Genomic DNA, 18,732 nt, shown 5'->3' with positions numbered 1-18,732 from the left:
CAGGGGCCGGGCACGGCCCGGCCCCGGCACGGCTTACTCGGCGGCGCAGTCGCGCGTCGGCAGTTTCTTCTCGGCGGCATACTTGTCGCCCAGGGACTTCACCAGCGGCTGCACGTACTTCGGGTTGGACTGGTACCAGTCGGATACGACGTCGAATTTCTTGCCGTCCCACTGGATGATGCGTGCCCAGTCGTCGCCCATGTGGTTTTCGCACGAGGTCTTGACCGGCCGCATCAGCTTGGCGAAACCCAACTGTTCCAGGCGGGCCTGGTCCAGGTTCAGGTTTTCATAGCCCCAGCGCACCTGCTCGGGCGTCATGTGCTTGCCCTTGCCGAATTTTTCCTGGGCCGTGCGGATGGCCTCGACCTGCAGCATGGAGATCATCATGCCGCGCGTGTAGGCCAGCGAGCCGAACGTGCTGCCATCCTTGTCGGCGCCCTCGCCCTTGTCGTAGACGTATTTCTTGACGTCCTCGTGCACCCGGCCGTGTTCCGCGCTGTTCTGGATGGTGATGCCGTGGTAGCCCTTGGCGACGTCGCCCAGGTCCTTGACGTCGGTCTCGGAGCTGGCCCACCAGATGCCGTACATCTTGTCGCGCGGATAGCCCACGCCCTGGGCCTCGCGAATGGCGGTCGGGGTCATGATCCCGGCACTCCAGAGGATGACGTAATCGGGCCGGTTCTTGCGGATCTGCAGCCAGGTGGATTTCTGCTCGACCCCGGGCGCGGCGACCGGATAGAGCTGCAGGTCGAAGCCATTGGCCTTGGCGCGTTCCTGGAGCAGCGGGATGGGCTCCTTGCCGAAGGGCGAGTCGTGGTAGATGAGGGCGATCTTCTTGCCCTTGAGCTTGTCCTCGCCGCCCAGCTTCTTGGCGATGTCCTGGATCATGACGTCGGCCGCTGTCCAGTACGTGCCCAGCAGCGGGAAGTTCCACTTGAAGACCCGGCCATCGGCCGATTGCGACAGGCCATAGCCCACCGTGACCACGGGCTGCCCGTCGACGATCGCCTTGTCGGTCACGGCGAAAGTGATGCCCGTGGACTGGGTGTCGAAGCCGGAGGCACCGCCGTCCTTGTTCTTCAGGCGTTCATAGCATTCCACGCCCTTGTCGGTGGAATAGGCGGTCTCGCATTCCTCGTAGGAGATCTTGACGCCGTTGACGCCCCCGTCGCGCTCGTTGACGAGCTTGAGGTAGTCGATCTTGCCGTTGGCCCAGGGAATGCCGAGGGGGGCGAACGAGCCGGTCCGGTAGACCAGCAGGGGAATGAACTGCTCATCGGCGGCCTGGGCCGTGCCGGCGGCACCCGCCAGCCCGACGACGGCCAGCAGGGCCGCGGCGGCGGTCTTCGTCAGTGCGTGCTTCATCTGTAGCTCCTCCTGGTGCGTGTGGCACCTATCGTGTCAACAAAGAACGGGTCCGGTCGAACGCCGCCCCAAAGGCCCCCTTGATCGCTCAATGGGGGAACGGCCAGATCCTGAGTTTTTCCTTGGCGATGCTCCACAGCCTGGCCAGACCATGCGGCTCCGCGATCAGGAAGAAAACGATCAGGAAGCCGAAAACCATGTGTTCGATATGCGAGGCCACGTCCACCGGCAGATCCAGGCCCAGCCAGTGCGGCACGTTGGTCAGCAGCACCGGCACCAGCACCATGAAGGCCGCGCCGAAGAAACTGCCGATGATGGAGCCCAGGCCGCCGATGATGATGATGAACAGCAGCTGCAGCGAGCGGTTCAGGTCGAAGGCCAGGGGTTCCCAGGATCCCAGATGGATATAGGCCCAGAGCGCGCCCGCCACACCGATGATGAAGGAACTGACGGCGAAGGCGGTGAGCTTGGCGTACACCGGACGGATGCCGATGACGGCGGCGGCCACGTCCATGTCGCGGATCGCCATCCACTGCCGGCCGATGGCGCCGCGCACCAGGTTCTTGGCCAGCAGGCCGATGACCGCCACGAAACACAGCACGAACAGGTATTTCTGCGCGGGCGTGGACACCGGCAGACCGAAGGCCTCCAGTGCCGGCACGGACACATTGCCCGAGGACGAATAATTGGTGAAATAGGGGATGCGCAGGAACGCCCAGTCCATGAAGAACTGCGCCGCCAGCGTCGTCACCGCCAGGTACAGGCCGCGGATGCGCAGGCTGGGGATGCCGAACACCACCCCCGCCAGCGTGGCGAACACGCCGCCCAGCAGGATCTGGACCACCAGCGGCAGATCCAGCCGGACGCCGAAGTTCCAGGCGGCGTAGGCGCCCACCGCCATGAAAGCCCCCGAGCCGATGGAGATCTGGCCGCAATAGCCGACCAGGATGTTCAGACCGATGGCCGCCAGCGACAGGATCAGGAAGGGCGTGAGAATCGCCTGCAGAAAGTAGTTCGACGCGCCCAGGGGGACGAAGACGAAGGCGAGCAGCAGCAGGCCGGCGATGAACCAACGGTCCTGGCGGATCGGGAAGATCTGCTGGTCCGACCGGTAGGTGCTCTTGAACTGGCCGTTTTCGCGATAGAACATGGATGGCTGCCCCTATCAGACGCGGTCGATGATTTTTTCGCCGAACAGGCCCTGGGGCCGGAACAGCAGGAACACCAGGGACAGCACGTAGGCGAACCAGATCTCGATGCCGCCGCCCACGAAGGGCCCCAGGTAGACCTCGGACAGCTTTTCGCCCACGCCGATGATGAGGCCGCCGACGATGGCGCCGGGCACCGAGGTCAGGCCGCCCAGGATCACCACGGGCAGGGCGCGCAGGGCGGCCGTGGACAGGGTGAACTGCACGCCGAATTTGGATCCCCAGACGATGCCCGTGACCAGGGCCACCAGGCCGGCCACCGTCCAGACCACCACCCAGATGCGGTTCAGGGGGATGCCCACCGACTGCGCCGCCTGGTGATCGTCGGCCACCGCGCGCAGCGCCCGGCCCACCGTGGTGTACTGGAAGAAGAAAGCCAGCACCGCCACCAGCACGGCGGCGACGACGGCGGCCGTCAGGTCTTCGAGACTGACCAGCACGCCGCCGTCGAACACGGTGTCCAGGATGATGACGGGATCCTTGGGCATGCCGACATCGATCGAATACACCGAGCTGCCGAACAGGATCTGGCCGATGCCGTCGAGGAAGTAACTGATGCCGATGGTGGCCATCAGCAGCGTGGTGGCCTCCTGGTTGACCAGGTGGCGCAGCACCAGGCGCTCGACCAGCATGGCGATCAGCCACATGAACAGGGCGGCGAGCACGAAGGCCAGCAGGTTGGCCAGCACGGGCGAGGCGCCGCCCAGCCAGGCGTCGATCCAGCCCGACAGGCGGGCCATGGCCAGCGCCGCGATCAGCACCATCGCGCCCTGGGCGAAATTGAACACCCCGGATGCCTTGAAGATCAGCACGAAACCCAGGGCCACCAGGGCATAGAGCATGCCGCTCATCAGGCCGCCGATCACCGTTTCCAGTAAGAATCCCATTGCGACTCCTCAGTGGCTGGCGCCCAGGTAGGCCCGGACGACTTCGGGGTTGCCGCGCACCTCGTCGGGCGCGCCATCACCGATCTTGCGGCCGTAGTCCAGCACCACGACCCGGTCGGAAATATCCATCACCACGCCCATGTCGTGCTCGATCAGCACGATCGTGGTGCCATATTCATCGTTCACATCCAGGATGTAGCGGCTCATGTCCTGCTTTTCTTCGATGTTCATGCCGGCCATGGGCTCGTCGAGCAACAGGATGCGCGGTTCCATGGCCAGCGCCCGGCCCAGGTCCACGCGCTTCTGCAGGCCGTAGGGCAGGCGCCCGACCGGGGTTTTGCGCCAGGCCTGGATTTCCAGGAAATCGATGATGTTCTCCACGACCTCGCGGTGGGCGATTTCCTCGCGCTCGGCCGAACCCAGCCGCAACGCCTGGGCCAGCACGCCGCTCTTCATGCGCAGGTTGCGGCCCGTCATGATGTTGTCCAGCACGCTCATGCCCTTGAACAGGGCCAGGTTCTGGAAGGTGCGGGCGATGCCCATTTCGGCGGCGCGGCGCGGGTTCATCCGGGCGAACTGGCGGCCTTGCAGCAGGATGCGGCCTTCCTGGGGCGTATAGACGCCGTTGATGACGTTCAGCATCGAGCTCTTGCCCGCGCCGTTGGGGCCGATGATGGCGCGGATCTCGTGTTCGCGCACATCGAAGGAAATGTCAGTCAGCGCCTTGACCCCGCCGAAGGACAGGGAAATGTTCTGCAGATCCAGGATGGTCTCGCCGATGCGGTCGGCGCGGTCCGCAGCGCCTTCCGGCGCGGCCGCCGGGATCTGTGCTGTCGCCGGTTGGGTCATTCAGGCCACCTTCTTCAGGGGTACGGGCCGCGTGACGGCCGCGGGTTCGATGCGCAGGTCGGCGGAGATCCGGCCCGTGCGGCCGTCCTCGAATTTGACCTCGGTCTCGATGAACTGGCTCGCGCGGCCCTCGAACAGGGCTTCGACCAGCACGGCGTATTTCTGGGCGATGAAGGCGCGGCGGACCTTGCGGGTGCGGGTCAGCTCGTCGTCATCGGGGTCCAGCTCCTTGTGCAGGATCAGGAAACGGCTGACCTGGGAGGCCGCCAGCTTCGGGTCCTGGGCCAGGTCGGCATTGACCTGTTCGACACAGTCCCGGATCAGGGCGTAGACCTCGTCCTTGCCGGCCAGGTCGGTGTAGCCGGCGTACGGCAGGCCGCGGCGTTCCGCCCAGTTGCCGACGGCCTCGAGGTCAATGTTGATGAAGGCGCAGACCTCGGGGCGGTCCGCCCCGAAGGCCACGGCCTCCTTGACGAAGGGGAAGAACTTGAGTTTGTTTTCGATGTATTTCGGCGCGAACAGGCTGCCGTCGGCCAGATGCCCGACGTCCTTGGCGCGGTCGATGATCTTCAGCTGGCCGTCGGTGTCCAGGTAGCCCGCGTCCCCGGTGTGGTACCAGCCATCCGCCGTGTAGGATTCGGCCGTCGCCTTGGGGTTGCGGTAGTAGCCGGAGAACAGCCCCGGACTGCGCAGCTGGATCTCGCCGTTGTCGGCCACGCGGATGTCCACGCCCTCGCAGGGCGGGCCGACCGTGTCGTCGCGCACCTGGCCGTTGGCCTGGACGCAGACGAAGACCGAGGTCTCGGTGGATCCGTAGAGTTGCTTGAGATTGATGCCGATCGAGCGGTAGAAGACGAACAGGTCGGGGCCGATGGCCTCGCCCGCCGTGTAGGCCACGCGCACCCGGCTCATGCCCAGGGTGTTGCGCAAGGGTCCATAGATCAGCAGGTCGCCCAGGGCGTATTTCAGACGATCGAACGGGCCGACGCCCGCGCCGCCGTCCAGGATCCTGTCCCCCACCCGCCGCGCCAGGCCCATCGCCCGACGATACAGCCAGCGCTTGAAGCGGCCGGCGTCCTCCATGCGGATCGTGACGTGAGTCAACAAGCCTTCCAGCACGCGGGGCGGCGCGAAATAATAGGTGGGACCGATATCCCGCATGTCGATCGACACGGTCTCCGGCGATTCCGGATGGTTGACGGTAAAGCCCGTGGTCAGGAACTGGGTGTAGGAAAACATGTTCTGCCCGATCCAGGCGGGCGGCAGATAGGCCAGCACGTCCTCCCGGTCGGTCAGCCCTTCGAAACGCTCGATGGCCCGCGCCCGGTCGATCAGGGCGTGGTGGCTGAGCACCACGCCCTTGGGCTTGCCCGTGGTCCCGGAGGTATAGAACATCGCGGCGGTATCGTCGGGGCCGATCGCGGCGATGCGGCCGTCGATCTCGTCGGGCATGCCCTGGGCGCGCGCATCGCCGCGCGCCAGCAGGGATTCCCAGGCCAGCAGGCGCGCATCGTCGTAATGGCGCAGGCCGCGCGGGTCGTCGTAAACGATATGGTGCAACACCGGGCAGCGGCCGGAGACTTCCAGCATCTTGTCGACCTGCTCCTGGTCCTCGGCCACCACCACGCCGACCTCGGCGTCCTGCAGCACATAGGCCATTTCCTCGGCCACGGCGTCCTGATAGAGCGGCACGGGGATCGCCCCCAGGCATTGCGCCGCCATCATCGCCATATAGAGCCGGGGGCGGTTTTCGCCGACCACGGCGACGTGTTCGCCCGCCCCGACGCCCAGGTCGGCCAGCCCCGAGGCCACGCGCCGGACCTCGGCCGCCACCTGCGCCCAGGTCAGCGTCTGCCAGATGCCCAGATCCTTTTCCCGGATCGCCGGACGCGCGCCTCGCACCCGGGCATGGTGCATCAGCAGTGCGGGGAACGTCGTCGCGGCGGTGGTTTCCTGTACCATGATGTCTCCTCGGCCTTGCGCGGATCCTGCGGCGCGCGGGGCCTTCAGTGCGCCTCTGATGGGCGTGTCATGGACTAAGGTACAGGCTGCGACACCCCCCCGACTGTCGCACGTATGACATTCGATCTCGATCTAGGGTAAGTCCCCATGAATCTGACTCAGGCTTTGCCGGCGCGCGCCGCCTGGTTCGACCTGCTCGACGACGAACAGCAGGCGCGCGTCCTGCAGGACACCGCCGTGGCGCATGTCGAGGCCGGCACCATCGTCGAGCACAAGGGCGTGATCGCCTGCGCCTGGATCGGCGTGCTCGACGGGCTGGTCAAGGTCTCGGTGGGCAACGCCGACGGCAAACTGGCGTCCCTGACCGGGGTGCCGGCCGGCGGCTGGATCGGCGAAGGCTCGCTCCTGAAACGCGAAGCCCGCAAATACGACATCATCGCGCTGCGGCGCAGTACCATCGCCCGCCTGCGCGGCGACACGTTCTACTGGCTGCTGGACGCCAGCATCCCCTTCAATCGCTACCTGCTGCACCAGCTCAACGAACGGGTGGCGCAGTTCATCGGCAAGGCCGAATACGACCGCCTGCTGGCGCCCGACGCGCGCGTGGCGCGCTGCCTGGCGGAACTGTTCAATCCGCTGCTGTACCCGGGCAATTCGATGCGCCTGGAGATCACCCAGGAGGAAATCGGCTACCTGGCGCGCATTTCCCGCCAGCGCACCAACCAGGCCCTGCGCGCGCTGGAGTCCGCGCAACTGCTGAAGATCGAATACGGCGCCGTCCAGGTGCTGGACCTGGACGGACTGAAGCACTACGGCCTGTGAGGCTGTTCGCCGACTAGTGCCCGCCCAGATAAGCCGCGGCGACGGCGGGATCGCTGCGCAACCGCTGCGCGGGCCCTTCGACGGCGATGCGGCCGTTTTCCAGCACGTAGCCGTAATCCGCCACCGCCAGCGCCGCCGCCGCGAACTGCTCCACCAGCAGCATGGTCACCCCCTCGGACTTCAGGCGCGAAATGATGCGGAAGACTTCGTCGACCAGGATGGGGGCCAGCCCCATCGAAGGCTCGTCCAGCAGCACGACCTCGGGGTTGAGCATGACGGCGCGCGCCATGGCCAGCATCTGCTGTTCGCCGCCCGACAGGGTGCCCGCCAACTGCGCGCGCCGTTCCTTCAGGCGCGGGAACAGGTCCATGGCGCGATCCAGGTCGCGGGCGACGTCGCCGCGGGCGCGGCTGCCGGTCAGGCGCGGAAAGGCGCCCAGCAACAGGTTGTCGGTCACGCTCAGCGTGGGAAAGACGCGCCGGCCTTCCGGAGAGTGCGCCAGGCCCAGACGGGCGATCCGGTGGGACTCCAGCCCCTGGATCGCCCGGTCGCCCAGGGTGATGGTGCCGGCCGAAGGTCGCAGCATGCCGGACACGGCCCGCATGGTGGTGGTCTTGCCCGCCCCGTTGGACCCGATCAGGGTCACGACCTTGCCGGCGGGCACGTCCAGGCTGATGCCATGCAGCACCTTGACCTTGCCGTAGCCGGCTTCCAGGTTCTCGATTTTCAGCATGCCTGCGCTCCCGCCTGTTCACCGCCCAGATAGGCTTCGACGACCCGGGGGTCGGCCTGCACGTCGGCGGGCAGTCCCTCGGCGATCTTCTGTCCGAAATCCAGCACCGACACTGCGTCGCAGACCCCCATCACCACGTCCATGTGGTGTTCGATCAGGATGACGGTGAGACCCCGGGCCTTGAGCTTGCGCATGATGTCCAGCAGTTCCTCGATGTCCGGAGCCGTCAGGCCGGCCGCCGGCTCGTCGAGCAACAGCAGTTGGGGATCGAGCGCCAGGGCGCGGGCGATCTCCAGCAGGCGCTGCTTGCCGTAGGGCAGATTGCGCGCCTCTTCGTGGGCCAGCGAGGCGAGGCCGACGAATTCCAGCAGTCCGAGCGCCCGGGCGCGTGCCTGGCGTTCTTCTCGCCGCCAGCCGGGCGTGCGCAGCGCAATGCCCGTCAGTCCGCTGCCGAACGTGTGATGCAGTCCGACCAGCACGTTTTCCAGCGCGCTCATCTCGCCGAAGAGCTGCACGTTCTGGAAGGTGCGCGCCACGCCCCGGGCGGCGATCTGCGCGGAGGTCAGGCCGGCCAGGTCCCGGCCGGCGAAGACGACGCTGCCCGACGTGGGCACGTAAATGCCCGTCAGCACGTTCATCATGGTGCTCTTGCCCGAGCCGTTGGGACCGATCAGTCCGTGGATCGTGCCGCGCCGGACTTCCAGGTCGACTCCGTTGAGCGCCTTGAGGCCGCCGAACTGCATCACGGCCTGGCCGACGGTGAGCAGGACGCCGTGCGACGCGTCCGGCAGTCCGTCGGCCTCGACGGCCAGGGCGGCCTGCGCCCGCCCGTTCTGTGCCGTGTCCGCCCGGGGACGGCCCAGGGCCTGCGTCACGAAACCGACGATGCCGTCCGGCAAGTAATAGACGACGAACAGGATCATGAGGCCGAAGATCGACAGCCGCCAGTCGGTCATCTGGTCCAGCGCCAGCGAGCCGCCTGCCAGGACCAGGGCGCCGATCACCGGTGCCGCCATGCGCGCCGGGGTGGCGCGGCCGCGCCGCACCGCCATCACGGCGCCCGCCGTGACCAGCACCGCCAGGCCAATGGCCAACGGCCGGAAGGTGGACACATCGTCGAGCATCTTGGGCAGCAGCACGATGATGGCCGCCCCCAGCAGCGCGCCCGAACGGGTCTTGCGCCCGCCCATGATCAGGGCGAGCAGGAACAGCACCATCAGTTCGAAGGTATAGGTGTTGGGCGAAATGTACTGTTCCGAGTAGGCGTGCAACGCACCCGACAGGCCGGCCAGGCCGGCGCTGATGACGAAGGCCACGACTTTGTAGCGGTAGACCGATACGCCCATGCAGTCGCAGGCGATCGGACTGTCGCGCAGGGCCTCGAAGGCGCGCCCGTAGTGCGAACGCGCCACCCGCTCGGTGAACAGCACCGCCAGCGCCAGCAGGGCCAGGACCAGCCAGAAGAATTCGGGACCGCTGAGCATGTGGCCGGCCACGGAGGGCTTGTCCAGGCTGATGCCCAGCGGCCCCGCCGTGAGGAAGTCCATCTCGTTGATGAGGATCTGGATGATGGTGCCGAAAGCCAGGGTCACCATCGCCAGGTAGGGTCCGGTCACGCGCAGCGCCGGCAGGGCGAGGATCGCGCCGAAGGCAGCCGTCACCACGACGGCGGCCGGCAGGGTGATCCAGAACGGCATGTCCAGGTGCAGGACCAGCGTCCCCACGACATAGGCGCCGATTCCGAACAGCCCCGCATGGCCGAGGGACACCTGGCCGGTGTAGCCCACCACGATATCCAGCCCGAGCAGCAGGACGGCGTAGATCAGGATGGTCTCGATCAGGTGCAGGTAGTAGGGATTGACGACGATGAGCGGCACCATCGCCAGCACGGCGGCCAGCGCGACGAAAGACAGCAGATGCTTCTTGTTCATGGTGAATCAGACCTTCTTGATGGCGGTCTTGCCGAACAGCCCGGCGGGCCGCACCGTCAGGACGAGCAGCAGCAGGATCAGGCCGGGGACGTCCTTGTAGCCGGTGGAAAGATAGAAGCCGGTGGTGGTTTCAATGACGCCCAGCAGCAGGCCGCCCACGATGGCACCCAGGCCGCTGTTCAGGCCGCCCACGATGGCCACCGCGAAGGCCTTGAGGCCCAGCACCGCACCCATGGAGGCGCCGGTGAGGGTCAGCGGGGCGACCAGCACACCCGCGAAGGCGGCCGTCAGGGAGGACAATGCGTACGAGAACGTGATGACCAGCTTGGTGTTGATGCCCATCAGACCGGCGGCGTCGCGGTCGCCGGAGGTCGCCACCACCGCCTTGCCGTAGATCGAGGTGCGATTGAACAATTCGATGGCGCCCATGATCAACAGCGCGCCCGCGACCACCAGCAGTTCCATCGGCAGGATGTTGGCGCCCAGCACGCTGAGGGGCGTCTCGGACACGGGCGAGGGAAAATGCAGGGCGTCGCGGCCCCAGATGTTCTCGGCCATATTGCGGAAGATGATGCCCAGGGCGATGGTCGCCATGATCCAGCCGAATTCGGAACGCGCCTGGATCGCGGGGCGCACGGCCACGCGTTCGACCACGGCGCCCTGCGCCATCCCGAACAGGCAGACCAGCGGGATCATCAGCCAATAGCTCACGCCCATGCCGACCAGGGTCAGTCCGACCAGCCCCCCCAGCATCAGGGCGTCGCCCTGGCCGAAGTTCAGGGTTTCGGAAGTGGCGTAGGTCAGTTGGTAGCCAAAGGCGATGACCGCGTAGATCATGCCCAGGGCCACGCCGCTGTAGGCCAGTTGCAGAAAAATCGTCATGTTCTTTCCAGCGGAGACGCGCATCCCGCCCTGGGGCGGGATGCGCCGGTGCGGCGGTCTTACTGCGCGGACTGGCCGGCGTTGGCGACGCTGCGCTGCGCGTCCTCGGGGTGGGCGAAGATCACGCGGCCCTTGGACACCTCGCCCATGTAGACCAGGCCGGGACCGTCGATGGTCTCGTGGTCGGTCGTCGAGTAGGGCGCCTTGTAGGTCATGATCACGCCTTCGACGGGCTTCTTCAGGTTTTCGAGCGCGGCGCGGATGTCGGCGCCCTTGGTGTCGCCGGCCTGCTCGATGGCGGCGGCCAGCAGCAGCACCGAGTCGTAGCCCTGGGCGGCGGACACGGCCGATTCGATCCGGTCGTTCTTGGGCTTGAAGGCCTTGACGTACGCGTCGATGAAGGCCTTGCGCTTGGGGGTATTGGGATTCTGGATGAAGGTCTGGGGCATCAGGGCGCCGTCACCGTTGGCGCGCGCCGTGTCGATGAAATTCGCCATGGCCAGCGTCCAGCTGCCGATCAGGGGCACTTTCCAGCCGAGCTTGGCCATGCCGTTGGCCAATTGGGCCAGCTCGGGGCCGATGCCGTAGGTCAGCAGGGCCTCGGCGCCGGCTTCCTTGGCGCGCAACAGCTGCGCGGTCATGTCGACGTCGCCGATGTTGAATTTTTCCACCGCGACCGGTTTGACGCCCAGCTTGTCCAGCGCCTTTTCCATGTCCTCGCGGCCCAGCTGGCCGTAATTGGTGGAGTCGGCCATGATGGCGACCTTCTTGAAGCCGCGCTTGGTGATGGCCTCGGCGGCGATCATGGGCGCCTGGATGTTGTCGGCGGCCGACATGCGGAACACGTAGTTGTGCTCGTATTTCGGCGGCAGGAACTGCTGGGTGACCACCGAGCCCGTCGCCACGTTGGCGATGGCCGGGATGCCGGCGTTCTGGTAGAAGCGGGTCGAGGCCAGGGCCACCCCGGTGTTGATGAAGCCCAGCGTGGCGACCACCTGTTCGCGGTTGATCAGTTCCTGGGCGATCTGCACGCCGCGCTCGTTCTTTGCCTCGTCGTCGCGCTCGACCAGTTCGATCTGGCGCCCCAGCACGCCGCCCTTGGCGTTGATGTCCTGGGCGGCCAGGCGCACGCCGTCGCGCATGCTCACGCCCATGGAGGACGACCCTCCCGTGAAGGGCCCGGATACGCCGATCTTGATGGTGTCGGCCGCCTGGGCGGTCGCCGCCAGCGACAGAGTGATGGCCAGGGCCAGGCAGGTCTTGTGGAATGTCATGTCGTCTCCGTTCTCGATGTGGCCGGCTGACGCGCCGGCCTGATTTACATGCTCGGCGGAAAGTCTATCGACCGTCCCGGGACGCTGTCGGAAATTGCATCGGGCCAGGGCGGAAAGAAATTCCGCACCCTGTCGCAAGGCCTAGGAAGAACTGGATATCCTGGCGCAGAGCGCCTTCAGCCATAGGGAAAACGCTAGGTGCGCGCCGGTCAGCGGGGTGGAGGCCTCGCGGCACAGGTAGTAGTGGGAATCGGGCGCCGCCTGGATCCCGAAAGGCGCGACCAAGCTGCCCTCGTCAAGGTAGGCGCCCGCCAGGCTGCGCCGCGCGATCACGACGCCCTGGCCCGCCCGCGCGGCGGTCATGGCCAGCCCCACATCGAAGAAGCTCACCCCCCCTTCGGGCTCAGGCCAGTCCAGCCCGGCGGCGTCGAACCAGGGTTTCCAGGGATCCAGGGGGCAGCGCAGCAGGTTCGCGCCGGCCAGGTCGGCGGGGCGGCGCAGGGCGCCATGGCGCGCCAGATAACCGGGCGAGCACGCCGGGAACACCGCGTCGTCCGTCAGACGTTCGGACACCGCGCCCGGATACCGGCCCAGTCCGAAACGCACCCAGAAATCCGCTTGGGTGGGACCGATGTCGAGGTAAGGGATCGACAGCACCACGCTCATGTCGACGTTGGGATGGGCCGAGGTGAACTCGTGCAGATACGGCCCCAGGATGTAGTGGCCGAAGGTCGGCGTCGTGACCAGCCGGATGCGTTCCCGGGGCCGGGACCGGCGATGCAGGGAAATGTCGGACAACAGGTGCAGCGCCGTTTCGATCTGGTCCAGGTATTCGTGCCCCGCCGCAGTCAACGCGACGCCCCGGCTGCCCCGGTCGAAAAGGGGCTGGCCGAGGGCGGTTTCCAACTGGCTGATGCGTTTGCCGACCGCGCTGGCCGTGATGCAGAGTTCCTCGGCCGCGCGGCCGAACGAGCCCAGGCGGGCGGCCGACTCGAACGCCTGGATCGTGGCCAGGGAGGGCAGGCGGAGGTTCTGATGGGCGAATCGGAGCATGTGGCTTCACGGCGACGGGCCGGACACCGGCCACCCCGCGTCATTCTGCCACGGAGTCCCGCGGCCGCCCATCGGGATTCGCCCCGAATCAGGCCCGCGTCAACGCCGGACCAGCCCGGCCGCCGCCGTCTGGTTCGTGGCCGTATCGATCAGGATGAAGGCGCCCGTCGCCCGCTGCGCGTCGTAGTCGTCCAGGATCAGGGGATCGCGGGTCCGCAACTGCACGCGTCCGATGTCGTTCATGGCCAGAGTGCCGTTCCAGTCCACCGAACGCAACTCGTGGATATCGCGGCGGGTGAGCACGGCCTGGACACGCGCCTGCGTCAGGCGGGAACCCTGTTTCAGCCAGTACAGCCGTGCCGGATTCAGCGCCTGCTGGTCCAACCAGCACAGATCCGCCTCGAAGTCGCTGCCCAGCGCCGGCCGCGCCCTGGCGTCGACCAGCACGTCGCCCCGGGACAGGTCAATGTCGCGGTCCAGCACCACGGTGACGCTGTCGCCCGCCAGGGCATGATCGACCGCCTGCGCACCGCGCAGCAGACCCGCGATGCGCGCGGATTCGCGGCTCGGCAGGACCTGGACGGCGTCGCCGACCCGCCAGGCGCCGCCCCGCAACTGGCCCGCGTAGCCCCGGAACGCGTCGGGGCCGCTGCCGTTGTGGCGGATCACCCACTGGACGAAGAAGCGCGCCTGGTCTTCCGCAGGCCCCGTGTCCACCGGCAGGTCCTCCAGCAGGGCCAGCAACGGCGGCCCCTGGTACCAGGGCGTCCGCTCGCCGCGCCGCACGACGTTGTCGCCCGACAGGGCCGAGAGCGGCACGATATGAAAGGCCGGAATGCCCAGGCGCCCGGCCAGATCGCGGTACGCCGCATGGATCCGGTCGAACACCGCCCGGTCCCAGCCGACCAGATCCATCTTGTTGACCGCGACCACGATGTGGCGCAGCCCCAGCAGGCGGGCCAAGGTGCTGTGACGCTTGGTCTGCGGCAACAGCCGGCCATCCCTCGCCCGGCTGGCGTCGATCAGGATCACGGCGGCGTCGGCCGTCGAGGCCCCCGTGACCATGTTGCGCGTGTACTGCTCGTGGCCGGGCGCGTCGGCGACGATGAACTTGCGCGCCGGGGTGGCGAAATAGCGGTAGGCCACATCGATGGTGATGCCCTGCTCGCGCTCGGCCTCCAGGCCGTCGGTCAGCAGCGCCAGATCCAGCTCGCTATTGGGGGCGCGCGTGTATTTCGAGCCCGCGATGGCCTGAAGCTGGTCGGCGAACACGCCCTTGCTGTCGACCAGCAGACGACCGATCAGCGTGGATTTGCCGTCGTCCACGGACCCGGCCGTGATCAGGCGCAGGACGCTGGTTTCCGGCGCGGCCTGCCATTGTTCGTTGATTGCGTTCATTGTGATTCCTTGATCCGATTCGGATGCTCAAGTTCGGATGCCTGGGCTTGTCAGGCAAGGCGCAAACCGCGGCGATAGCCAGACTATCGCGAGGATTTGCAACGCAGCATGACGAGGCCAGGCACTCAGAAATAGCCTTGTTTCTTGCGCCGTTCCATCGACGCCTCACTGGTCTGATCGTCCATGCGCGTGGCGCCGCGCTCGGTGATGGTGGTGACGGCCGTCTCGGCGATGATGTCGGCCGGCGTGGCCGCCGTGGACGCCACCGGACACGTGCAGGAAACGTCGCCCACCGTGCGGAAACGCACGCTCAGGCGCTCGACCGGCTCGCCCTCTCGCGGCGGGGTCAGCGGCGTGACGGGGACCAGCAGGCCGTTGCGGCGGACCACCTCGCGGTCGTGCGCGTAGTAGAGCGAAGGAAGATCCAGGTTTTCGCGCTCGATGTACTGCCAGACGTCCAGTTCGGTCCAGTTCGAGATCGGAAAGACACGGATGTTTTCGCCCGGGTGCGTGCGCGTGTTGTACAGATTCCAGAGTTCCGGCCGCTGGGCCTTGGGATCCCACTGGCCGAACTCGTCGCGAAACGAGCAGATGCGCTCCTTGGCGCGTGCCTTTTCCTCGTCCCGGCGGGCGCCGCCGACGCAAGCGTCGAAACCGAATTCCGCGATCGCTTCCAGCAGCGTCGTGGCCTGGGCCGCGTTGCGCGAGTCGTTGGCATGGCGCAGCACGACCGTGCCACGCGCAATGGAGTCCTCGACGCCGCGCACGATCAGCGTCTCGCCCAGTTCCGCCGTCCGACGGTCGCGAAAGGCGATGACCTCGGGAAAGTTGTGGCCCGTGTCGATGTGCATCAACGGGAAGGGAAAGCGCCCCGGGCGAAAGGCCTTTTCCGCCAGGCGCAACAGCACGCAGGAGTCCTTGCCGCCGGAAAACAGCAGCACGGGCCGCGCGCATTCGGCGGCGACCTCGCGCAGGATGTGGATGGCTTCGGATTCCAGCCAGTCGAGGTGGGTCCGGGTGAGAAGGGCGGTGCTCATGATGTCGGTGCTTCCGTGGTGTCCGAGGAAAGGCGTGCGCGCGGACGCGCGCCCGGTGTGCCAGTCATCCGCAAATTGCCGGCGTGCAGGCCGCATTCGCGGCTGTCGCGCTGTTCCCACCACCAGCGGCCGGCGCGCGGATCCTCGCCGGGACGCACGGCGCGCGTACAGGGCTCGCAGCCGATCGAGGGATAACCCCGCTCGTGCAACGGGTTGCGGGGCACGTCCAGGGCGCGCGCCACGCCCCAGACCTCGTCGGCCGTCCAGAACGCCAGGGGATTGAATTTCCGCAAGCCAAAGAGGTCGTCCCACTGCGTTTCCGGCAGTTCGACCCGGGTCGGCGATTGTTCGCGTCGCTGACCGGTGATCCAGGCCGAATGCCCCGCCAGCGCACGACGCAGCGGCTCGACCTTGCGGATGCCGCAGCAGGTCTTGCGCAGCGCCACGCTTTCGTAGAAGGCGAATTCGCCGTGCGCGGCCACATGGGCCCGCACGGCCTGCGGATCGGGGTGCATCACACGCGTCTCGATGCCGTAGCGTTCACGCACGACGCCCACCATGGCCAGGGTCTCGGCATGCAGGCGGCCGGTATCGAGCATGAAGACCGCCGGCGGGCGGGGCAGTTGCGCCACGGCATGGATCAGCAGTGTGTCCTCGATCCCCATGGACGAGGCCAGCAGCGCATCCGGGTGCTCGTCCGCGATGCGCGCGAGGCCGGCCAGCAGGGCCTCCCAGCGGGCCGCCAGCGGCGGGGAAAGCGTCATCGTCACGATCGATCTCCAGGAGCCGGTCCAGCCGGCGGAAGCGGTCAGTGTGACCGCCCGCCATCCCTTGCGGAACGAAAAAAACGTTGATTCGATATAACCGGAGCCCCTTCCACCCATTCTTCGCGGGACACAGCGCGCGGCCGCCGCACTAAAATGGGGCCGGTAGTATGTCCCTGACTGTTCTGCACTCATACAAAAGGCCGCACACCATGTCCGAACCGATTGCCCAAGCCCTGCCCTCTTACCTGGATCCGGCCCACCCCGGTCCCTGGGGCATCTATCTGGAACAGGTCGACCGCGTCACGCCCTACCTGGGTTCCCTGGCGCGCTGGGTCGAAACCCTGAAGCGTCCCAAGCGCATCCTGATCGTGGACGTGCCGGTGGAACTGGACAACGGCACGATCGCCCATTTCGAGGGCTATCGGGTTCAGCACAACACTTCGCGCGGTCCCGGCAAGGGCGGCGTGCGCTACCACCAGGACGTCACCCTGTCCGAAGTCATGGCGCTGTCGGCCTGGATGTCGGTCAAGTCCGCCGCCGTGAACCTGCCCTTCGGTGGCGCCAAGGGCGGCATCCGCATCGACCCGCGCAAATATTCCCAGGCCGAACTGGAACGCATCACGCGCCGCTACACCAGCGAGATCGGCGTGATCATCGGCCCCAACAAGGACATCCCCGCGCCCGACGTGAACACCAACGCCCAGACCATGGCCTGGATGATGGACACCTATTCGATGAACGAGGGCTCTACGGCCACCGGCGTGGTCACCGGCAAGCCGGTGTCCCTGGGCGGGAGCCTGGGCCGCGTCGAGGCCACGGGCCGCGGCGTGTACGTGGCGGCCTGCGAGGCCGCGCGGGAATCCGGCATCGACATCAAAGGCGCGCGCATCGCCATCCAGGGCTTCGGCAACGTGGGCGGCACCGCCGGGCGCCTGTTCCATGAGGCCGGCGCCAAGGTCGTCGCGGTCTACGACCACACCGGCATCGTCCACAACGCCAACGGCCTGAACGTCCTGGCCCTGTTCGACCACGTGCGTGAAAACGGCGGCGTGGCGGGCGCCCCCGATGCCCAGACGCTCACCCCCGATGAATTCTGGTCGCTGGAAACCGAAATCCTGATCCCGGCCGCCCTGGAAGGCCAGATCACCCACGACAACGCCGACCTGATCCGCACCCGCATCCTGGTCGAGGGCGCCAACGGCCCCACCACCCCCGAGGCCGACGACATCCTCTCGGCCAAGGGCACGATCATCGTCCCCGACGTGGTCGCCAACGCGGGCGGCGTCACGGTCAGCTATTTCGAATGGGTGCAGGACTTCTCCAGCTTCTTCTGGACGGAACAGGAAATCAACCATCGCCTGGAAGCCATGATGCGCGCCGCCTACGCGGCCGTGTCGGCGGTGGCCCGCCAGCACGGCGTGTCGCTGCGCACGGCATCCTTCATCGTGGCCTGCACCCGCATCCTCGAAGCCCGCCAGGTGCGCGGCCTGTACCCCTGATGCGGCCACGTCTGGTCCTGATCGGCACGGGCGGCACCATCGCCGCCACGGCCGGCGACGCCCGCACGCTGACCGGCTACCGGGTCACCCAGGGGATCGAGGCCATGCTGGCGGCGATCCCGGGGGCGGCCGATGTGGCCGATATCCGTTGCGAGCAGCCGTTCAACGTGGACAGCCGCGACCTGGGCACCGCCCAGGTCCTGCGCCTGGCACGCGCCGCGGACCGCCACTTGCGCGATCCGGACGTGGACGGCGTGGTGATCACGCACGGGACCGACAGCCTGGAGGAAACCGCCTTCCTCCTGCACCTGACGGTGCGCTCCCCCAAGCCCGTCGTGCTGGTCGGCGCCATGCGCCCGGCCTCGGCCCTGAGCGCCGACGGGCCGCTGAATCTGGTCAATGCCCTGCTGGCGGCGGCCGCCCCGGCCAGCCGCGACCGGGGCGTGCTGGTGGTCATGAACGATCGCATCGTCGCCGCACGGCATGCGGTCAAGCGCCACACCACCCGGGTGGACGCCTTCGGGACGGACGGCACAGGCGTCCTGGGCGCGGTCACCGACGGCCGGGTGCGCTACGCCATGCGGCCCGACCTGCCCGGGACGGCGGTGTTTTCCCTGGCGGGTCTGCGGACCCTGCCCCCGGTGGACATCATCCTGGACTACCAGGATGCGCCTGCGCATGCCTACGGTGCCGCGATCCAGGCGGGCGTGCGCGGCATCGTCGTGGCATCCATGGGTAACGGCAGCCTGAGCCCGGCCGCCGTGCGGGGCTGCGCCCAGGCAAGCCGCCGCGGCCTGGTCTGCGTGCGCGCCAGCCGGGTGCCGGACGGGCCGGTCACCGACGCCGATGGCGGTCCGATGGCGGCCCATGCGCTCAATCCCCTGCAGGCGCGCATCGCCTTGCGGCTGGCGCTGGCGCGCGGCATGGACCGCGCCGGAATCGGCGATCTGCTGCAGCGACTGTAAGCAGCCCGCCTCCAGCCGGGGCAGCTCTCCACTTCGCGGCTTGCATGCCGCTCCGATTCGCCAGGCACGGAACATCTCCAGCCGGGGCAGCTCTCCACCT

16 protein-coding genes are annotated in these 18,732 nt (G+C 67.4%); 3 read left to right on the top strand and 13 right to left on the bottom strand.

What is annotated here, in order from left to right; genetic code table 11:
* Positions 1-33: 33 nt before the first annotated feature.
* The 5 genes from O4H32_RS03375 to O4H32_RS03355 all read right to left on the bottom strand — a co-directional run bounded on the left by O4H32_RS03375 (position 34) and on the right by O4H32_RS03355 (position 6,271).
* The gene (locus O4H32_RS03375) at positions 34-1,365 is read right to left on the bottom strand and encodes an ABC transporter substrate-binding protein (RefSeq protein ID WP_269356675.1); all 1,332 of its coding nucleotides are present in this window, start codon (positions 1,363-1,365) and stop codon (positions 34-36) included.
* An 88-nt stretch (positions 1,366-1,453) separates the two neighbouring features.
* A complete protein-coding gene (locus O4H32_RS03370) occupies positions 1,454-2,515 on the bottom strand; it encodes a branched-chain amino acid ABC transporter permease (RefSeq protein ID WP_269356673.1) in 1,062 nt (353 codons plus the stop codon).
* Positions 2,516-2,530: 15 nt separating this feature from the next.
* Complete coding sequence (locus O4H32_RS03365) at positions 2,531-3,460, bottom strand: branched-chain amino acid ABC transporter permease (RefSeq protein WP_269356672.1); 930 nt, start codon at positions 3,458-3,460, stop codon at positions 2,531-2,533.
* A 9-nt stretch (positions 3,461-3,469) separates the two neighbouring features.
* Entirely contained in the window at positions 3,470-4,309 is an 840-nt protein-coding gene (locus tag O4H32_RS03360) for an ABC transporter ATP-binding protein (protein ID WP_269356671.1), read from the bottom strand.
* Entirely contained in the window at positions 4,310-6,271 is a 1,962-nt protein-coding gene (locus O4H32_RS03355) for an AMP-dependent synthetase/ligase (RefSeq protein ID WP_269356669.1), read from the bottom strand.
* A 147-nt stretch (positions 6,272-6,418) separates the two neighbouring features.
* Here O4H32_RS03355 and O4H32_RS03350 point away from each other — a divergent pair, with 147 nt between their 5' ends.
* Positions 6,419-7,093 carry a Crp/Fnr family transcriptional regulator gene (locus tag O4H32_RS03350; protein ID WP_269356667.1) on the top strand — a complete coding sequence of 225 codons (675 nt, stop codon included), beginning with the start codon at positions 6,419-6,421 and terminating at the stop codon, positions 7,091-7,093.
* Positions 7,094-7,106: 13 nt separating this feature from the next.
* Here the strand turns inward: O4H32_RS03350 and O4H32_RS03345 are convergent, their stop codons facing one another.
* The 8 genes from O4H32_RS03345 to O4H32_RS03310 all read right to left on the bottom strand — a co-directional run bounded on the left by O4H32_RS03345 (position 7,107) and on the right by O4H32_RS03310 (position 16,165).
* Positions 7,107-7,826 carry an ABC transporter ATP-binding protein gene (locus tag O4H32_RS03345; RefSeq protein WP_269356666.1) on the bottom strand — a complete coding sequence of 240 codons (720 nt, stop codon included), beginning with the start codon at positions 7,824-7,826 and terminating at the stop codon, positions 7,107-7,109.
* Positions 7,820-9,757 carry a branched-chain amino acid ABC transporter ATP-binding protein/permease gene (locus tag O4H32_RS03340; RefSeq protein WP_269356664.1) on the bottom strand — a complete coding sequence of 646 codons (1,938 nt, stop codon included), beginning with the start codon at positions 9,755-9,757 and terminating at the stop codon, positions 7,820-7,822. The genes O4H32_RS03345 and O4H32_RS03340 overlap by 7 nt, the downstream gene beginning before the upstream one ends.
* Before the next feature lie 6 nt (positions 9,758-9,763).
* Entirely contained in the window at positions 9,764-10,639 is an 876-nt protein-coding gene (locus tag O4H32_RS03335) for a branched-chain amino acid ABC transporter permease (protein ID WP_269356662.1), read from the bottom strand.
* Positions 10,640-10,698: 59 nt separating this feature from the next.
* Positions 10,699-11,913 (bottom strand): ABC transporter substrate-binding protein, encoded by a 1,215-nt coding sequence (locus tag O4H32_RS03330; protein WP_269356661.1) that lies wholly within the window; start codon positions 11,911-11,913, stop codon positions 10,699-10,701.
* Between the two features lie 141 nt (positions 11,914-12,054).
* Positions 12,055-12,966: a LysR substrate-binding domain-containing protein gene (locus tag O4H32_RS03325; protein ID WP_269356659.1), complete on the bottom strand. Its 912-nt coding sequence runs from the start codon at positions 12,964-12,966 to the stop codon at positions 12,055-12,057.
* A gap of 99 nt (positions 12,967-13,065) precedes the next feature.
* Positions 13,066-14,364, bottom strand: a complete 1,299-nt coding sequence (locus tag O4H32_RS03320; RefSeq protein WP_269356657.1) for a sulfate adenylyltransferase subunit 1 — start codon at positions 14,362-14,364, stop codon at positions 13,066-13,068.
* Between the two features lie 125 nt (positions 14,365-14,489).
* Positions 14,490-15,401: a sulfate adenylyltransferase subunit CysD gene (gene cysD / locus O4H32_RS03315; protein ID WP_269356656.1), complete on the bottom strand. Its 912-nt coding sequence runs from the start codon at positions 15,399-15,401 to the stop codon at positions 14,490-14,492.
* Complete coding sequence (locus O4H32_RS03310; protein ID WP_269356967.1) at positions 15,398-16,165, bottom strand: phosphoadenylyl-sulfate reductase; 768 nt, start codon at positions 16,163-16,165, stop codon at positions 15,398-15,400. The genes cysD and O4H32_RS03310 overlap by 4 nt, the downstream gene beginning before the upstream one ends.
* Positions 16,166-16,377: 212 nt before the next feature.
* Between O4H32_RS03310 and O4H32_RS03305 the strand changes: the two genes are divergently transcribed.
* Positions 16,378-17,667, top strand: coding sequence for a Glu/Leu/Phe/Val family dehydrogenase (locus O4H32_RS03305; protein WP_269356654.1), 1,290 nt, complete (start codon positions 16,378-16,380; stop codon positions 17,665-17,667).
* On the top strand, positions 17,667-18,632 hold the full coding sequence (locus O4H32_RS03300; RefSeq protein ID WP_269356652.1) for an asparaginase: 966 nt from the start codon (positions 17,667-17,669) through the stop codon (positions 18,630-18,632). The genes O4H32_RS03305 and O4H32_RS03300 overlap by 1 nt, the downstream gene beginning before the upstream one ends.
* Positions 18,633-18,732 lie beyond the last annotated feature (100 nt).

Source organism: Castellaniella denitrificans, from assembly GCF_027214045.1.
In the GTDB taxonomy this organism is placed as follows: domain Bacteria; phylum Pseudomonadota; class Gammaproteobacteria; order Burkholderiales; family Burkholderiaceae_B; genus Castellaniella; species Castellaniella denitrificans_A.
This window is presented reverse-complemented; position numbering and strand designations above follow the sequence as displayed.